14 protein-coding genes and 1 pseudogene are annotated in these 16,560 nt (G+C 68.6%); 6 read left to right on the top strand and 9 right to left on the bottom strand.

Annotated elements, in window-relative coordinates; all coding sequences use genetic code 11:
• Position 1: 1 nt before the first annotated feature.
• Together AC5Y47_RS02635 and pstS are read right to left on the bottom strand one after the other, a co-directional pair.
• The gene (locus tag AC5Y47_RS02635) at positions 2 to 1,201 is read right to left on the bottom strand and encodes a PPE family protein (RefSeq protein WP_499941689.1); all 1,200 of its coding nucleotides are present in this window, start codon (positions 1,199 to 1,201) and stop codon (positions 2 to 4) included.
• A 124-nt stretch (positions 1,202 to 1,325) separates the two neighbouring features.
• The gene (gene pstS, locus AC5Y47_RS02630) at positions 1,326 to 2,414 is read right to left on the bottom strand and encodes a phosphate ABC transporter substrate-binding protein PstS (RefSeq protein WP_499941687.1); all 1,089 of its coding nucleotides are present in this window, start codon (positions 2,412 to 2,414) and stop codon (positions 1,326 to 1,328) included.
• A 267-nt stretch (positions 2,415 to 2,681) separates the two neighbouring features.
• Between pstS and AC5Y47_RS02625 the strand changes: the two genes are divergently transcribed.
• Positions 2,682 to 3,005, top strand: a complete 324-nt coding sequence (locus AC5Y47_RS02625; protein ID WP_499941685.1) for a DUF732 domain-containing protein — start codon at positions 2,682 to 2,684, stop codon at positions 3,003 to 3,005.
• Between the two features lie 18 nt (positions 3,006 to 3,023).
• On the opposite strand, the gene AC5Y47_RS02620 is transcribed toward AC5Y47_RS02625, so the two are convergent.
• The 3 genes and pseudogenes from AC5Y47_RS02620 to AC5Y47_RS02610 form a co-directional block, all read right to left on the bottom strand.
• Positions 3,024 to 3,896 carry a pseudouridine synthase gene (locus tag AC5Y47_RS02620; protein WP_499941683.1) on the bottom strand — a complete coding sequence of 291 codons (873 nt, stop codon included), beginning with the start codon at positions 3,894 to 3,896 and terminating at the stop codon, positions 3,024 to 3,026.
• On the bottom strand, positions 3,893 to 5,635 hold the full coding sequence (locus AC5Y47_RS02615; protein ID WP_499941902.1) for a glycerol-3-phosphate dehydrogenase/oxidase: 1,743 nt from the start codon (positions 5,633 to 5,635) through the stop codon (positions 3,893 to 3,895). Before AC5Y47_RS02615 ends, AC5Y47_RS02620 begins: the two co-directional genes overlap by 4 nt.
• An 18-nt stretch (positions 5,636 to 5,653) precedes the next feature.
• Positions 5,654 to 7,128 (bottom strand): annotated as a pseudogene (locus AC5Y47_RS02610) (NAD(P)H-quinone dehydrogenase); the annotation flags it as partial.
• A 31-nt stretch (positions 7,129 to 7,159) separates the two neighbouring features.
• On the opposite strand from AC5Y47_RS02610, the gene AC5Y47_RS02605 reads away from it, so the two are divergent.
• Complete coding sequence (locus AC5Y47_RS02605) at positions 7,160 to 7,639, top strand: gamma-glutamylcyclotransferase family protein (protein WP_499941681.1); 480 nt, start codon at positions 7,160 to 7,162, stop codon at positions 7,637 to 7,639.
• Between the two features lie 295 nt (positions 7,640 to 7,934).
• Here AC5Y47_RS02605 and AC5Y47_RS02600 read toward each other — a convergent pair whose 3' ends face one another.
• Both AC5Y47_RS02600 and AC5Y47_RS02595 read right to left on the bottom strand, forming a co-directional pair.
• A complete protein-coding gene (locus AC5Y47_RS02600; RefSeq protein ID WP_499941679.1) occupies positions 7,935 to 9,104 on the bottom strand; it encodes a M20 family metallopeptidase in 1,170 nt (389 codons plus the stop codon).
• On the bottom strand, positions 9,101 to 10,276 hold the full coding sequence (locus tag AC5Y47_RS02595) for a M20 family metallopeptidase (protein ID WP_499941678.1): 1,176 nt from the start codon (positions 10,274 to 10,276) through the stop codon (positions 9,101 to 9,103). The genes AC5Y47_RS02600 and AC5Y47_RS02595 overlap by 4 nt, the downstream gene beginning before the upstream one ends.
• A gap of 46 nt (positions 10,277 to 10,322) precedes the next feature.
• Here AC5Y47_RS02595 and AC5Y47_RS02590 point away from each other — a divergent pair, with 46 nt between their 5' ends.
• Together AC5Y47_RS02590 and AC5Y47_RS02585 are read left to right on the top strand one after the other, a co-directional pair.
• The gene (locus AC5Y47_RS02590) at positions 10,323 to 11,120 is read left to right on the top strand and encodes a purine-nucleoside phosphorylase (protein WP_499941900.1); all 798 of its coding nucleotides are present in this window, start codon (positions 10,323 to 10,325) and stop codon (positions 11,118 to 11,120) included.
• Positions 11,121 to 11,127: 7 nt separating this feature from the next.
• Positions 11,128 to 12,672: a phospho-sugar mutase gene (locus AC5Y47_RS02585; RefSeq protein ID WP_499941676.1), complete on the top strand. Its 1,545-nt coding sequence runs from the start codon at positions 11,128 to 11,130 to the stop codon at positions 12,670 to 12,672.
• Position 12,673: 1 nt separating this feature from the next.
• On the opposite strand, the gene upp is transcribed toward AC5Y47_RS02585, so the two are convergent.
• The gene (upp, locus tag AC5Y47_RS02580; RefSeq protein WP_499941674.1) at positions 12,674 to 13,297 is read right to left on the bottom strand and encodes a uracil phosphoribosyltransferase; all 624 of its coding nucleotides are present in this window, start codon (positions 13,295 to 13,297) and stop codon (positions 12,674 to 12,676) included.
• An 82-nt stretch (positions 13,298 to 13,379) separates the two neighbouring features.
• Between upp and AC5Y47_RS02575 the strand changes: the two genes are divergently transcribed.
• Entirely contained in the window at positions 13,380 to 14,249 is an 870-nt protein-coding gene (locus AC5Y47_RS02575; RefSeq protein ID WP_499941672.1) for an alkaline phosphatase family protein, read from the top strand.
• A 33-nt stretch (positions 14,250 to 14,282) separates the two neighbouring features.
• On the top strand, positions 14,283 to 15,605 hold the full coding sequence (gene satS, locus AC5Y47_RS02570) for a protein export chaperone SatS (protein ID WP_499941670.1): 1,323 nt from the start codon (positions 14,283 to 14,285) through the stop codon (positions 15,603 to 15,605).
• 67 nt (positions 15,606 to 15,672) lie between these two features.
• Here satS and AC5Y47_RS02565 read toward each other — a convergent pair whose 3' ends face one another.
• On the bottom strand, positions 15,673 to 16,560 hold the full coding sequence (locus AC5Y47_RS02565; RefSeq protein ID WP_499941898.1) for an alpha/beta fold hydrolase: 888 nt from the start codon (positions 16,558 to 16,560) through the stop codon (positions 15,673 to 15,675).

Below are 16,560 nucleotides of genomic sequence, written 5' to 3'. Positions count from 1 at the left end.
CTCAGCCCGCCGACGGCGAGCGCGGGATGAACATCCCCTTCACCTCCAGACCCATGGCCAGGTCTTCGTACTTGGTTTCCTTCCGTTTGCGCCAGCCGCTGCCCGCCGCGATCGGCGGCGCCACCAGCGGCGGCAACATGGGGAACCCGGCGTCTGCGACCTCGCCGGCGGCAAGCGGGGTGGCCGCGGAGGCGAGTTGCACCGGCAGATGCGCGCCGGTGAGCACCGCGGTTGCGGCGGGCGGGGCGGACAGGCCGCCCATCGACACCGCGGCGCCCATCGCCGCCGTCGGCTCCGCTGCGGCCACGGCGTCGGCCGCGTCGGACAATCCGGCCACCGCCCCGCCCAGGGCGGCTTCCCCTTCCGACAGACCCTCGGCGACATCCGGAGACAGCCCCGCCAGCGCCTGCGCGGAGGTGAACTGCGCGAAGTAGCTGAGCATGTTGATGGGGAACCCCGACGAGACGAACTGATTCAGGTAGGTGTTCGTCAATCCGAACCAGCCCTCGTTGGGGTCAAAGGTGACGCCGACCGCCTGCAGAACCGCGTCGAGCGGGGACACCGGCGGTGCGACGGCGTCGGCGGGTGCGGCCAGGGCCGCGACGGCTGCGGCTGGTGCCGGGGCCGCGGAAGCGGAGGCTGCCTGCACGGCATCGGCCTGAGCCGCCGTTCCTTCGGGCGTGGTGATCACGGGCGGAGACGAGAACAGCGGCAGCGCGAGAGCCTGAGCCGACGCCGCCTGGTAGCGGTACATCGCCACGGCATTGTTCAGCCACATCCGGTCGTACTGCGCCTCGGTCTCAGCGATGGCCGCGACGTTCCTGCCGAAACCATTGGTGGCCAGCAATTCAGCCAAGTGCAGCCGGTTCGCGCGCACCACGGACGGGTGAACGACCGACGACAGCGCGGCAGTGAAAGCGCCCGCGGCGACCTGCGCCGAAGAACCCAACTGCAGGCACTGCTGCGCGGTGCCGCGCAGCCAGGCGAGGTAGGGTCCGGCGGCGTCGACCATCGTCGTCAACGACAAGCCATGCCATTCCGCGGCCAGTGCCGACAGCACAGCGGTGTAGCCGGCCGCGTTCTCTTCGAGCTCGGTGCCGAGTCGGTGCCACACCAGCGACGCCTCGATCAACGATTGCGCCCCCGGCCCCGAGTGGATCAGCGCCGAGCTGACCTCCGGCGGCAAAGCAATGAACTCCATAGCACTTCACAATGACAATCGTCGGAGAATTTTGGGAACATTCCGTTAAACAGGCCGGGACAAACCCTAGAACATTGCGGGTCGCCAGGTGCGCCATGGGCTAACTTCGGCCCGAAATCACCGGTCACGCGATGGCATCGACAGCCGTGGTCATACGCGGCCTGAACTCGTCGGGAACCGGAATGTAGCCGTGGTCCACCAAACCGTCCTGGCCAGTAGCAATCGCGCTGCGCAAAAATGCCCGCACCGCCGCTCCAACCTGGGCATCGGGATACTTCGAGCACACGATCTCGTACGTCGCCAGCACGATCGGATAGGAGCCGGGCTGGTTCGGCCGGTAGAACGAGATGGTGTCGAAGGCGAGATCGTTGCCCTCACGCAGGAACCAGGCCGCCGAGATCGTCTTGCCCACCGCGTCCGCGCTGATCGCCACCGGTTCGGGTCCGGCCGAGGTGACGACACTGGCCATGCCCAGTTTCCGGGCTTGGGCGAAGGACCATTCGACGTAGCCGATCGACCCGTCGACGTCTTTGACGGTCGCCGCGACGCCGTCGCTACCCCTGACGCCCTCTCCGACACCACCGCGGAATGTCTTGCCGGCACCCTTGCCCCACGCACCATTGGCCGCGGTGTCCAGATAGCGCTGAAAGTTGTCGGAGGTGCCTGACTCGTCGCTGCGGAAGACGACGTGGATCGGCGTGGCGGGCAGGGCGACTCCGGGGTTGAGTGCGCCGAGTGCGGGGTCGTTCCAAGTGGTGATCTGCCCATTGAAGATCTTGGCCGCGGTCGGCCCGTCCAGGTTCAGCGCCGCCAGACCGTCGACGCGGAAGGCGATGGCGATCGGACCGAACACGACGGGCAGATTCCACGCGGGTGAGCCGCAGCGGTCCTGCGCCCTGGCGTACTCGTCGTTGTTCAGCGGCGAGTCCGACCCGGCGAAATCTGTTTTACTGCTGAGGAATTCGCCGATCCCGACGCCGGATCCGTTGGCGGTGTAGTGCAGCGACTGGCCCGGGCAGGCCGTTTCGAAAGCTTTGGCGAAACGGGTGATGGCGTTCTCCTGCGCGGTGGAACCGCTGGCCGTCAGCGCCGGCTTGCCGCCGCACCTGGCCGACGCGCCCCCGTTCGCGGACTGGTTCCGCGCGCCGCACGCCGACACCATCGCCGCACCGGCGACCAGCACAGCCAACACGGCCCCAAATCGAAAGGGCATCAATTCATTTCCTCGACTGATACTTACCCGGAGCGGTTCGGCTCAGCCAGATGGTAACAACCAACCGGGCCGCCATTCACGCTCGGCGACCGCCGGTGGCATCCGGATTCGACGATTTCAACAGCCGTTCGCGGCGGATTCACGATCCCGACATTTCGCACAATCACCGTCACGCAGAGAAAGCCGTCCGCTCGCTGCAGCGGTTCGTGCGATGATCGCAAATGTAAGCATTGTGTTACGTCACACCCAGCAGGGGAGGTTCGAGCGATGATCACCAGCCGGTTGCGCTCGTTGCTACCCGGCGCCATGCTGTTCGGCTTGGCCGCATTGGTGGCGGCCCCGGCCGCGCACGCCGACGGGGTGGACGGCCAATTCCTGAATGCCCTGCAGACCAAGGGGATCAACTTCACGACGCCGCAGGCGGCGGTCATGGCCGGCCATCACGTGTGTGACGAGCTCGACCTGGGCAGGCCGAAAGGCGATGTCGCCAACGCGCTGAGCAGCAACGGCAACCTGGACGGGTTCCGCGCCGGCTTCTTCGTCGGGCTGAGCATCGCGGCCTACTGTCCCCGGCATCACGCCACGTCGTGACCGCCGGTTCGCGCCGGCCTACCCAAACGTGTTGGCGCCCAGGGATCGTCGGCTGACGAACTCGCGTCGTGTCCCGGTGCGTGGGTCGTCGAACTCGATGCGCTGCGCCAGCAGCTGCAGTGGCGCGCTGAAATCGTCCGGTTCGACGTCGATCACGTTGGGATACAGCGGGTCTCCGATGATCGGCAACCCCAGACCGGCCATGTGCACCCGCAGTTGGTGGGTGCGGCCGGTTCGCGGCGTCAATCGGTACCACCCCGGGCCCACCACCTCGACCAACGTTTCGGCGTTGGGCGGACCGGGTTCCGTCACCGCTTGCAGGTGGCCGCGGCGCTTGACGATGCGGCTGCGCAGCACCCGCGGCAACGTTCCGGACACGTCGACCGCCGCGCGGGCCAGGTAGACCTTGCGCACCTGGCCCTGGGCGAAAAGTGTTTGATAGCAACCCCTCAGCTCACGGCGGGTGGTGAACAGCAGCACTCCGGCGGTCAGCCGGTCCAGCCGGTGGGCGGGGCTGAGTTCGGGCAGGTCCAGCTCGCGTCGCAGCCGCACCAGCGCGGTCTGGGCGACGTGCCGTCCCCGCGGCATGGTGGACAGGAAGTGCGGTTTGTCGGCGACGACGATGTCGTCGTCCCGGTAGAGCACCGGGATCTCGAACGGTACCGGAACCTCGTCCGGTAGATCGCGATACAGGTAGACGTGCGCGCCGGCGGGCAGCGTCGTTGCGGGGCCGATCACCGCGCCGTCGGCGTCCACGACTTCGCCGGCGCGGACTTTCGCGCCGGCCGCCGCCCCGAACCGTGTGGTGAGCTCGGCGAGCACCGGCCCGCCGTGCAGCCGTACCCGCGCGGGTCCCAACCCGTCGCGGACCGGCAGGGGCGCAGGTCTCAATTGAGCGGGACGGGCTCGAGGATCTCGGCACGCGCCTCGGGTGCGCTGGCCCGCAACTCGTCGGCGGAGACGTCGTCGGGCTGGGCCTGGGACAGGATCTCGGCCTCCACCCGCGCGGTGTAGTTGGCCACCTCGCGGTCGGTCTGCTCGGCCGACCACCCCAGCACCGGTGCGACCAGTTCCGCCACCTCGCGCGCGCAGTCGACACCGCGATGGGAGTACTCGATGGAGATCCGCATCCGGCGGGCCAGGATGTCCTCGAGGTGCAGCGCGCCCTCGGCCGCGACCGCGTAGAGCGCCTCCACCTTCAAATACCCCGGCGCCTCTTTCAGCGGCGCCAGCAGGCTGGGATCTTTGGCGGCCAACGCCAGTACCTCGTCGATCAGCGAGCCGTAGCGGTCCAGCAGGTGACGCACCCGGTAGGGGTGCAGGCCTCGCATCGCGCCGACGTTCTCGGTCTGGTTGATCAGCGCGAAGTAGCCGTCGGCGCCCATCAGCGGCACCTTCTGGGTGATCGACGGCGCCACCCGGGCCGGGATGAACTCGGCCGCGGCGTCCACCGCGTCGGCCGCCATCACCCGGTAGGTGGTGTACTTGCCGCCCGCGATCGCGACCAGGCCGGGCGCGGGCACCGCGACGGCGTGCTCCCGGGACAGCTTGGAGGTCTCCTCGCTCTCCCCGGCCAGCAACGGCCGCAGCCCGGCGTAGACGCCGTCGATGTCGGCGTGGGTCAGCGGGGTGGCCAGCACCTCGTTGACCGTGCCGAGGATGTAGTCGATGTCGGCCTTGGTGGCCGCCGGGTGCGCCAGGTCGAGGTTCCAGTCGGTGTCGGTGGTCCCGATGATCCAGTGGCTGCCCCACGGGATGACGAACATCACCGACTTCTCGGTGCGCAGGATGATCGCGACGTCGCTGACGATGCGGTCGCGCGGCACCACCACGTGTACTCCCTTGGAGGCACGCACCTTGAACCGGCCGCGCTGCTTGGAAAGGGCCTGGATCTCGTCGGTCCAGACGCCGGTCGCGTTGATCACCACGTGACCGCGGACCTCGGTGACCTCGCCGTCCTCGGAGTCGCGCACCCGCACGCCGGTGACCCGGTCGCCCTCGCGCAGCAACGCCACCACCTGGGTGGAGGATCGCACCACCGCGCCGTAATGCGCCGCGGTGCGCGCCACGGTCATGGTGTGCCGGGCGTCGTCGACGACGGTGTCGTAGTAGCGGATGCCGCCGATCAGCGAGCTGCGCTTCAGTCCCGGGCTCAATCGCAGGGCTCCGGCTCGTGTGCAATGCTTTTGCGCGGGAACGGATTTCGCGCCGCCCAGGCTGTCGTAGAGGAAGATGCCGGCGGCCATGTAGGGGCGTTCCCACAACCGCTTGGTCAACGGGAACAGGAACGGCAGCGGCTTGACCAGGTGCGGTGCCAGCGTGGTCAGGGAGAGTTCGCGCTCGAACAAAGCTTCGCGCACCAGACCGAACTCAAGCTGTTCCAGATAGCGCAGACCGCCGTGGAACATCTTCGACGAGCGACTCGACGTGCCGGAGGCGAAGTCGCGGGCCTCGACCAGCGCCACCTTCAGCCCGCGGGTGGCCGCGTCCAGCGCGCAGCCGGAGCCCACCACGCCACCGCCGATGACGACCACGTCGAACTGCTCGGTACCGAGTCGCTCCCACGCCGTCGCGCGCTGTTCGGGTCCGAGAGTCGACGGGGCGGGTTCGTTCTCGATCGGGTTGCTCACGACAACAGACTCCTGTCGGTTACTCGTCAGTAGGCGATGCTCAACCCAGGCTAGTTGCTCGGAGGTCGGCGAGTCGTCCTTCAGTCCAGATCGTCGTGGGCCATCAGGCGCCGGGCGGCCTCGGTGATCGAACCGGACAACGACGGGTAGACGGCCAGTGTCTGGGCCAGCTCGTTGACGGTGATCCGGTTGGTGACCGCGACCGCGATGGGCAGGATCAGCTCCGAGGCGATCGGCGCGACCACCACGCCACCGATCACCACGCCGGTGGATTTGCGGCAGAAGATCTTGACGAAACCCTGCCGTATCCCCGACATCTTGGCGCGGGCGTTGGTGTGCAGCGGCAGCATGATCGTGCGGGCGCTGAACTCACCGGCGTCGATCGCCGACTGTGGGACGCCGACGGCGGCGATCTCGGGCCGGGTGAAAACCGTCGCGGCGACCGTGCGCAACCGGATCGGGCTGACGCCCTCGCCCAGCGCGTGATACATCGCGATGCGGCCCTGCATCGCCGCCACCGAAGCCAGCAGCAGCAGGCCGGTGCAGTCGCCGGCGGCGTAAATGCCCGGGACCGAGGTACGCGAGACCCGGTCCACTTTCAGATAGTCGCCGGGGCCGAGCTCGATGCCGACCCGCTCGAGGCCGAGGTGGCTGGTGTTGGGGATCGAGCCGATGGTCATCAGGGCGTGGCTGCCCTCGACGGTGCGGCCGTCGGTCATGGTGACCAGGACGCCGTTTCCGGTCCGCTTGACCGACTCGGCGCGGGCGTTCTTGAACAGCCGCACCCCGCGTTCGGCGAACGACTCCTCCAGCACTGCGGCGGCGTCGGCGTCCTCGTAGGGCAGCACCCGGTCGCGGCTGGCGGCCACCGTCACCGGCACACCCAGCTCGGTGTAGGCGTGCACGAACTCGGCGCCGGTGACTCCGGAGCCCACCACGATCAGGTGTTCGGGGAGCTCATCGAGGTCGTAGAGCTGCCGCCAGGTCAGGATGCGTTCGCCGTCCGGCTTGGCCGACGGCAGGATCCGGGGGCTGGCACCGGTGGCGATCAGCACCACGTCGGCTTCGTGCTCGGTGACGGTGCCGTCCGCCGCGGTGGCTTGCAGACGGTGCCGGGCCAACCCGGGCGTCGGGTCGATCAGCTCCCCGCGCCCGGCGATGAGGTGCACGCCCACGCTGCGCAGTTGCGCGGCGATGTCGGCGGACTGGTCGGCGGCCAGGTTCTTGACGCGGGCGTGGATCTGGGGCAACAGGATCCTGGCGTCGTCGATGTCGATGTCGAAGCCCAGCCGCGGCGCCTGGCGCAGCTCGGTGCGCAGCCAGGTGGACGCGATGAACGTCTTGGACGGCACACAGTCGTCCAGCACGGCCGCGCCGCCGATGCCGTCGGAGTCGATGATGGTGACGTCGACGTCGGGGCGGGCATTGGCGGCCACCAGGGCCGCTTCGTATCCGGCCGGGCCTCCACCGAGGATCACGATGCGGGTCGCCACAGCCACCAAACCTAGCGTTTAAGCTTTCCCCGTGCCGCTCTACGCCGCCTACGGGTCGAACATGCATCCCGAGCAGATGCTCAAGCGCGCACCCCATTCGCCGATGGCCGGAACCGGCTGGTTGCCGGGATGGCGGCTGACGTTCGGCGGGGAGGACATCGGCTGGGAGGGAGCTTTGGCCACGGTGGTCGAGGATCCCGGTTCGCGGGTGTTCGTCGTGCTCTACGACATGACGCCGGCCGACGAGATGAACCTGGACCGCTGGGAAGGTTCCGAGTTCGGCGTGCACAAGAAGATCCGTTGCCGCGTGCAGCGGGAGTCGTCGGACACCGACATCGACCCGGTGCTGGCGTGGCTATATGTGCTGGACGCCTGGGAAGGCGGGTTGCCGTCGGCGCGCTATCTGGGCGTGATGGCCGACGCTGCCGAAATCGCCGGGGCGCCCGCGGATTACGTGCACGACCTGCGCACCCGCCCGGCCCGCAATATCGGCCCGGGGACACCTACTTAGCTGGTTGCCTTTTGCGCCCGAGCGTCCTCATATGTACGGCAAATGCCGCAATTCCCGGCATTTTGGGGACGCTCGGCGCCCTAAGCGGCTCGACAAAGTCGCGCGTTGAGGCGTTGGACGAGTCGGGCGGGGTGACACCTGACGACGCCGCCTTGTGCGTTGAGCAGGTGACAGAGCTCGGGATGCACGCGGCTTATCGTCGGCAACTAGAAGCGACCCGACAATTCACCTGCCGAGGGTCCTCAAAATGTCAGAAATACGACGCTCTGGCGTGCATATGGGCGCGCTCGCCCGATCAGCAGATAGCCGACTGCTCGATGATGTTCACCATCAACCGCACCCCGATCGCCAGCGCCCGCTCGTCGAGGTCGAAGTTCGGCTGATGCAGGTCCAACTGCGGACCCTCCCCCGACCACACCCCCAGCCGCGCCATCGCGCCGGGAATCTCTTCGAGGTACCAGGAGAAGTCCTCGCCGCCGCCGGACTGCCGGGTGTCGGCCAGCACGTCGGGGCCGACGGCTTCGATGGCGTGCATCAGGATGCGCGTCGAGACGTCCTCGTTGACCACCGGCGGCACACCGCGGCGGTACTGCAGCGTGTGCTCGATGGCCAGCGGCGACAGCAGACCCGCGACGGCCTCGCGGATGATCGCTTCGAGGTCGACCCAGGTCTGCCGGCTGGCCGTGCGCACCGTGCCCGCCAGCACGCCGGACTGCGGAATGGCGTTGGGCGCGTTGCCCGCATTGACCGCTCCCCACACCAGCACGGTGCTGTTGCGCGGGTCGATGCGCCGCGACAGCACCCCCGGCAGCCCGGTGATCACCGTGCCCAGCCCGTAGACGAGGTCGGCGGTCAGGTGCGGACGCGAGGTGTGCCCACCCGGCGAATACAGCGTGATCTCGATCTGGTCGGCCGCCGACGTGATGGGTCCGAGCCGGACGGCGACCTTGCCGACTTCCAGCCGCGGATCACAATGCAGCGCGAAGATCCGCGACACCCCGGTCAGCGCGCCGGCGGCGATCGCATCGATCGCTCCACCGGGCATCAGTTCCTCGGCCGCCTGGAAGATCAGCCGCACCCCGACCGGCAGCTCGGGCACCGACGCCAGCGCCAGCGCGGTGCCGAGCAGGATCGAGGTGTGCGCGTCATGACCGCAGGCGTGTGCGACATTCTGCATCGTCGAGGCGTACGGCGCACCGGTCCGCTCGGTCATCGGCAGCGCGTCCATATCGGCGCGCAAAGCGATCCGGGGCTGATGCTCAGGACCGAAATCGCAGGTCAGGCCGGTCCCACCGGGAAGCACCTTCGGATTCAGACCGGCGTCGGCCAGCCGCTCGGCGACGAACTGCGTGGTGGCGAACTCCTGACGACCCAGTTCCGGGTAGCGGTGGATGTGTCGCCGCCAGGCGACCAGGTCGTCGTAGTGTGCGGCCAACCAGGATTCGGCGCTGTCGACCAGGCTCATGCCCTGCGCTCCTGTGCGGCCAGTACCCGGTCGCGCTGGGCGGGATCCGCGGCCAACGCAACCACCGTGCGCGCCAACATGATTGCGCCGTCGACCACTGCCCGGTCGGCGCTGGGACCCGCGGCCGCGGCGGTGAAGGCACGTTGGTGGACGGTGGCCCCGCCGGCATCGACCCCGATGATCGGATGAATACCCGGCATCACCTGCGTCACGTTGCCCATGTCGGTGCTGCCCAACGGCAACCCGGCTTCGACGGAGGCCGGCACCGGGTCGCGGCCCAGGCGCAGCATCTCGCTGCGGCACACGTCGGCCAGCCACTCGTCGGGCTTCAATTCCGCGTAGGCCGGGCCGGCCTCGTCGATGTCGTATTCACAGCCGGCGGCCAGTGCGCCCGCGGCAAAGCAGGAGTACGCCCTGCCCTCCAGTTCGCGCAGCGAGTCCGATTCGACCGCGCGCATGGCATACCGCAACGTCGCCTGTCCCGGGATGACGTTGACCGCCTGCCCGCCGTCGGTGACGATGCCGTGCACGAGTTGCCCGGGGGCCAGCTGCTGACGCAGTAGCCCGATCGCCACCTGTGCGACGGTCGCCGCGTCGGCGGCGTTGACCCCGAGGTGCGGCGCGACGGCGGCGTGCGACTCCTTGCCCCGGTACCGCACGGTGACTTCGGAAAGGGCCAGCGACCGCGCTCCGGCGATGTCGGTGGGACCGGGGTGCACCATGACGGCCACCGCGACGTCGTCGAACGCCCCGGCCCGCAGCATCAGCTCCTTGCCGCCGCCGGACTCCTCGGCCGGAGTGCCCAGCAACGCCACCGTCAGGCCGAGCTCGTCGGCAACCTCGGCCAGCGCCAACGCGGTGCCCACACCCGAGGCAGCGATGATGTTGTGACCGCACGCATGGCCGATGTCGGGCAGCGCGTCGTACTCCGCGCAAACCCCGACGACCAGCGGTCCGCTGCCGAAGTCGGCGCGAAACGCGGTGTCCAGCCCGGCGACCGCGCTGATCTCGAAGCCGCGCTGGGCAACCAGCTCTTTGGCCTTGGCGCAGCTGCGGTGCTCGCCGAACGCCAGCTCCGGTTCGGCGTGGATGGCGTGCGACAACTCGACCAGGTCGGAACTCCGCTGCCGCACCGACGCCTCGACGCTGTCCAGTGGGTTGCGTGCGGGCATCTTGGCAGTATCTCATCGCCTAAGCTCGCCGAGTGTGACCAGCCTGATGCCCGATCCCGACGACATCGCTGCGCGGGCCGCGCTGGTTATCGCCGAACGCACCGGGATCGCCGAGCATGGCGTCGCCGTGGTGCTGGGGTCGGGATGGGCGCCGGCGATCGCGGCACTGGGTTCCCCGACGGCCGCGCTGCCCCAGGCCGAGGTGCCCGGATTCGCGCCGCCGCGCGCGGCAGGGCATGCCGGCGAGTTGTTGTCGGTGCCCGTCGGCGCGCACCGGGTGCTGGTGCTGGCCGGCCGGATCCACGCCTACGAGGGCCACGACCTGCAGCACGTGGTGCACCCGGTCCGGGCGGCGTGCGCGGCAGGGGCACGGATCGTGGTGCTGACCAACGCCGCCGGGGCTTTGCGATCAGACCTTCGCGTCGGGCAGCCGGTGCTGATCAGTGACCACCTGAACCTCACCGCCCGCTCACCGCTGGTCGGCGCCCAGTTCGTCGACCTGACCGACGCCTACGCGCCGCGACTGCGGGCGCTGGCCCGCGAATGTGACGCGGAGCTGGCCGAGGGTGTGTATGCCGCGCTGCCGGGTCCGCATTACGAGACACCGGCCGAGATCCGGATGCTGCGGGTGCTGGGCGCGGACCTGGTGGGCATGTCGACCGTGCACGAGACCATCGCGGCGCGGGCGGCCGGGGCCGAGGTGCTGGGGCTCTCGCTGGTGACGAATTCGGCGGCCGGCATCACCGGTGCGCCGCTGAGCCACGCCGAGGTGCTGGCCACCGGTGCAGCGTCGGCGGCCCGGATGGGTTCGCTGCTGGCCGAGGTGATCAACAGGTTCCAGTGAATCCCCCTTGAATCCCGATGCCTGGATCGCCCACGATCCCGACCCGCAGACGGCCGCCGAACTGGCCGCCTGTGATCCCGACGAGCTGGCGGCGCGGTTCGCCCGCCCGCTGACCTTCGGCACCGCCGGGCTGCGCGGACCGGTGCGCGGCGGGCCGGACGCGATGAATGTCGCCGTGGTGTTGCGTGCCAGCTGGGCACTGGCGCAGACGAGCGAGGGCACCGGAACGATGGTGGTGGGCCGCGATGCCCGGCACGGATCGGCGGCGTTTGCCAACGCCGCGGCAGAAGCCATTGCCGCGCAAGGATTTTCGGTGCTGATGTTCCCCGAACCGGTGCCGACGCCGCTGGTCGCCTTCGCGGTACGCGCAACCGGCGCGGTCGCCGGGGTCCAGATCACCGCCTCGCACAATCCCGCCACCGACAACGGGTACAAGGTGTATCTCGACGGCGGGGTGCAGATCGTCTCCCCTACCGATCGGCGGATCGAGGCGGCGATGACCGCCGCGCCGCCGGCCGACCAGATCGCCCGCACCCCCGTCGCACCCGCGGACACCGATCTTCGAGAGCGCTACATCCAGCGCGCCGCTGCCGTGCGTCGCGGCAGCGGCGGCGTGCGGGTGGCGTTGACGCCGATGCACGGGGTGGGCGGGGCGCTGGCCATCGAAACGTTGCGGCGCGCCGGTTTCGACGATATCCACACCGTGGCAACGCAATTCGCGCCCGATCCCGACTTCCCCACCGTCGCCTTCCCCAACCCGGAGGAGCCGGGGGCGACCGATGCCCTGCTTGCGCTGGCCGCCGACGTCGACGCCGACGTCGCGATCGCGCTGGATCCCGACGCCGACCGCTGCGCCGTGGGAATAACGGGGCCGTCCGGCTGGCGGATGCTCTCCGGCGACGAAACCGGTTGGCTGCTCGGCGATTACATCCTTTCGCAACCCGCCGCGCAGCCGCGCACCGTGGCCAGCACCGTGGTGTCCTCCCGCATGCTGGCCGCGATCGCCGCGCACCACGGCGCGCGCCACGTCGAAACCTTGACCGGGTTCAAGTGGCTGGCCCGCGCCGACGCCGACCGCCCAGGAAGCCTGGTCTATGCCTACGAAGAAGCGATCGGGCACTGCGTCGACCCGGACGCCGTGCGCGACAAGGACGGCATCAGCGCCGCGGTGCTGTTCTGCGACCTGGTCGCGGCGTTGGGAGACCGCACGGTGGCCGACGCGCTGGACGACCTCGCCCGCCGCCACGGCGTGCACGAGGTGGCCGCGGTGCCGCGCCGGGTCGCCAATACCGACGAGGCCGCGGCCCTGATGCGCCGACTGCGCGAGTCACCGCCGGCGGGTTTCGACATGACCGACATCACCGATGCCCTGATCTTCACCCGCGGTGAGGCCGACGCGAGAACCCGGGTCGTGGTGCGACCGTCGGGCACCGAACCAAAACTGAAGTGCTATCTAGAGATTCGCTGCGCACCGACGGCAGACCTGGACGTGGCCCGTGCCCGCGCGCGGGCGCTGCGGGACCGACTCGTGGCAGACGTCGAAAAGTGGTGACTCAGCGAGGCCCGAACTGGCGGTCGCCCGCGTCGCCCAATCCCGGCACGATATAAGCGATCTCGTTGAGCCCGTCGTCGACGGCCGCGGTGAACAGCCGCGCGTTCGGCGCCGCTTCCGCCAGTGCCGCAATGCCTTCCGGAGCGGCGACCACACAGAGCACGGTGATGTCGTGAGCACCGCGCTCTTGCAGCAGACCCACGGTGTGCACCAGGGATCCCCCGGTGGCCAGCATCGGGTCGAGCACCATGACCGGTAGCTCGGACAGGTCGTCGGGCAGCGACGCGAGGTAGGGCACCGGACGGGCGGTCTGCTCGTCCCGAGCGACACCGACGAACCCGACGTGCGCTTCCGGCAACATCGCATGCGCCTCGGTGACCATGCCCAGACCGGCGCGCAGCACCGGCACCAGCAACGGCGACCGGGCCAACCGCATCCCCGTCGTCTCGGCCAGCGGCGTGCGGATCGGTACCGGTTCAGTCGGCGCGTCCCGGGTGGCCTCGTAGATCAAGGCCAAGGTCAGTTCACGCAGGGCGGCGCGAAACGCGACGTTGTCGGTGCGTTCGTCCCGCAACGTGGTGAGCCGGGCCGCGGCCAACGGGTGATCGACGACGTGCACGTCCACGAACGGTGACCATATATAACGATCCGGTTCAGCGGGCGATTTCGTCGCCGAGGGGGGTCTGGCCCGCCCATATACTCCGGGCATGCGAGCGTCCAGACAGCGCCTGACCAGGGTTTTCTGTGTCCTGGCGGCGTTGGCGGCGATGGTGTTGGCCAGCCCCGGGACCCGCATAGCCCTCACCGCGGCGACCCTGCCGAGCTTCGCCCACGTGGTGATCGTGGTGGAGGAGAACCGCTCGCAGGCCAACATCATCGGCAACAAGACGGCGCCGTTCATCAACGCACTCGCCGCCAATGGCGCGATGATGGCCCAGTCGTTCGCCGAGACCCATCCCAGCGAACCGAACTACCTGGCGATGTTCGCCGGCAGCACGTTCGGGTTGACCAAGGACAGTTGTCCGGTCGAAGTCGGCGCCCAACCGAACCTGGCGACCGGGTTGCTGGCCGCGGGACGCACTTTCGGCGGCTACTCCGAGGATTTGCCCGCCGTGGGTTCGACGGTCTGCGGAGCCGGCAAGTACGGGCGCAAGCACGTGCCGTGGGTGAACTTCAGCAACGTGCCGCCGACGGTGTCGGTGCCGTTCTCGGCGTTCCCGCAACCCGGCAACTACGCGAGTCTGCCCACGGTGTCGTTCGTCATCCCGAACAACGACAACAACATGCACGACGGGTCGATCGCCCAGGGCGACGCCTGGCTGAACACTCACCTGGCCGCCTACGCGAACTGGGCCAAGGCCAACAACAGCCTGCTGATCGTGACGTGGGACGAGGACGACGGCGGTCCCCGCAATCAGATCCCGACGGTGTTCTACGGCGCACACGTCCGCCCCGGCACCTACAACGAAACGATCAGCCACTACAACGTGCTGTCCACCCTCGAGGAGATGTACGGGCTGCCCAAAACGGGTTACGCGGCCAATGCTCCCGTCATCGCAACTATTTGGGGCGGGTAAGCGGCAACGGGCCGGGTCGCTATTGTGTGCCGCATGGCTGCTGACCTCGTGCCCATCCGCCTGAGCCTGTCCGAAGGTGACCATTACACGCTGTGGGCGCCCCGCTGGCGCGACTCCGGGGACGAGTGGGAGGCGTTCCTGGGCAAGGACGAGGACCTCTACGTTTTCGACGACGTTGCCGACCTGGTTGCCTTCGTGCGCAGCGACACCGACAACGACCTGGTCGATCACCCGGCGTGGAAAGGCGTCACCGAGGCCCACGCGCAGAAGCTGGAGCCGGCTGAGGACAAGCGGTTCGACCTGGTTGCCGTCGAGGAGCTGGTGGCCGAGAAGCCGACCGAGGAGTCGGTGCAGGCACTGGCGGGCGCGCTGGCGATCGTGTCGTCCATCGGATCGGTGTGCGAATTGCCGGCGATCTCGAAGTTCTTCAACGGCAACCCGAGCCTGGGCACGGTGTCCGGCGGTATCGGGCACTTCACCGGCAAGGCCGGCCAGAAGCGCTGGAACACGATCGGCGAGGTGATCGCGCGCAGCTGGGACGACGTGCTCAAGGCCCTCGACGACGTCGTCAGCACACCCGAGGTCGACGAGAAGCTGTCGGCCAAGGCCGCCGACGAGCTCGAAGAGGAAATCGAAGAGGAAGAGTCGGCCGAAGAGGCCGAGGCTGAGGCGGAGCCCGAGCCCGAGTCCGAGTCCGAGTCATCCGAGTCCGACAAAACCGAATCCGACGAGTCCGAATCCGACCAGGACGACGAGGACGACGAGGACGAAGGCCGCGCCGAAGGCGACACCGTCATCCTGGGCGGCGCCGACGATTTCTGGGCCGAGGTCGGCATCGACCCGATCCGGATCATGACCAGTTCCGGGACCTTCTACACGTTGCGCTGCTACCTCGACGAGCAGCCCATCTTCCTGGGCCGCAATGGCCGGATCAGCGTGTTCACCTCCGAGCGTGCGCTGGCCCGTTATCTGGCCGACGAGCACGACCACGACCTGTCGGACCTGGCCACCTACGACGACATCCGCACCGCCGCCACCGACGGCTCCTTGAAGGTCGACATCACCGACGAGAACGTCTACGTGCTCAGCGGCCTGGCCGACGACTTCGCCGACGGCCCGGAAGCGGTGGACCGTGAGCAACTCGACCTGGCCGTCGAACTGCTGCGCGACGTCGGTGACTATTCCGAGGAGAGCACCGTCAACAAGGCGCTGGAGCCGGGCAAGCCGCTGGGCAAGCTTATCGCCTACGTGCTGGAGCCGGACTCGGTCGGCAAACCCGCGGGGCCGTATGCCTCGGCGGTGCGGGCGTGGGAGAAGTTGGAGTCGTTCGTGGACTCGCGACTGCGGCGCGAATAGCGGCGGCCGCGCAATCCCACCTTCGATCCACCTGCCATTTGCGCTTGCGGGATTTCCTGTTCGCTATTTAGATATCGCTGGCACACGCGGCGAGAACCGCGTCCCAGTCCTCGATGTTGAAATGGCCTTTGCCCGGCGACCAGTGCAAGTCGGCGGCAGGAATCGTGCGCTCAAGATACTCAGCGATGGCGCCCGGGATGAACGTGTCGCGATCGCCCTGCCAAATGTGGGTCGGAACCGCCACTTCGTCCACCCCGAAGCCCCACGGGCGGTACAAGAGGAACGTCTCATACGCGGGGCCGCGCCCACCCTGACGGAACGCCTCCTGCAAGATGGCACGGAAGTGCCGTAGGAACAGTTCAGCGCGCGTGTGTTCGTGGTCGGTGTCGGGCAGCGACGACGTGACCAACCGGGTGAACAGCCCCGGGCGGTATCTGGCGCACCAGCCGAGCGGAGCGTAAGCGGCAGCAAAGGGCCGTGGTCCGTACCGCGCCAGGCGCGCATTGAGACGGTCAGTCGAATTGAGACTTCGTCTGATCTCCCGTGTCGCCAGCGGACCCCAAGGTCCAAGCGCACCAATGAATTTCAGCCGTTCCTGCGGGATCAGCGCGCCGCAGGCGAACAGGTGCGGTCCAGCGCCGGAATGCCCGATAACACCGAAATCGTCCACGCCGAGGCCGTCGGCCAGCGCGCACACATCGGCCGGCCAGTCCAGGAAGGTGCGACCACGCTGGAAGGTCGACCGTCCGAACCCGGGACGGTCGACCGCGATCAGCCGGAAGCCGTGCCGCTGCGCGGCGCCATCGGCAAGGACACCTTCCAGCCGACAACTCGGGGTGCCGTGGAAGTAGAACACGGGGTAGCCGACGGGGTCGCCGCACTCCAGGTAGGCCAGCGTGCGTCCGTCGGGCAACGGGAACACGGTGGCTTCGTCGGACCGGATATGTTCTGGCAG

Source organism: Mycobacterium sp. NGS22 (assembly GCF_059813095.1).
This window is presented reverse-complemented; position numbering and strand designations above follow the sequence as displayed.

Coding starts and splice junctions, on each gene's coding strand:
- AC5Y47_RS02635 (WP_499941689.1), bottom strand. CDS start 1,201: ATGGAGTTCATTGCTTTGCCGCCGGAGGTCAGCTCGGCGCTGATCCAC.
- AC5Y47_RS02595 (WP_499941678.1), bottom strand. CDS start 10,276: ATGCCCGCACGCAACCCACTGGACAGCGTCGAGGCGTCGGTGCGGCAG.
- AC5Y47_RS02575 (WP_499941672.1), top strand. CDS start 13,380: ATGCGAGCGTCCAGACAGCGCCTGACCAGGGTTTTCTGTGTCCTGGCG.
- satS (WP_499941670.1), top strand. CDS start 14,283: ATGGCTGCTGACCTCGTGCCCATCCGCCTGAGCCTGTCCGAAGGTGAC.
- AC5Y47_RS02600 (WP_499941679.1), bottom strand. CDS start 9,104: ATGAGCCTGGTCGACAGCGCCGAATCCTGGTTGGCCGCACACTACGAC.
- AC5Y47_RS02625 (WP_499941685.1), top strand. CDS start 2,682: ATGATCACCAGCCGGTTGCGCTCGTTGCTACCCGGCGCCATGCTGTTC.
- pstS (WP_499941687.1), bottom strand. CDS start 2,414: ATGCCCTTTCGATTTGGGGCCGTGTTGGCTGTGCTGGTCGCCGGTGCG.
- AC5Y47_RS02590 (WP_499941900.1), top strand. CDS start 10,323: ATGCCCGATCCCGACGACATCGCTGCGCGGGCCGCGCTGGTTATCGCC.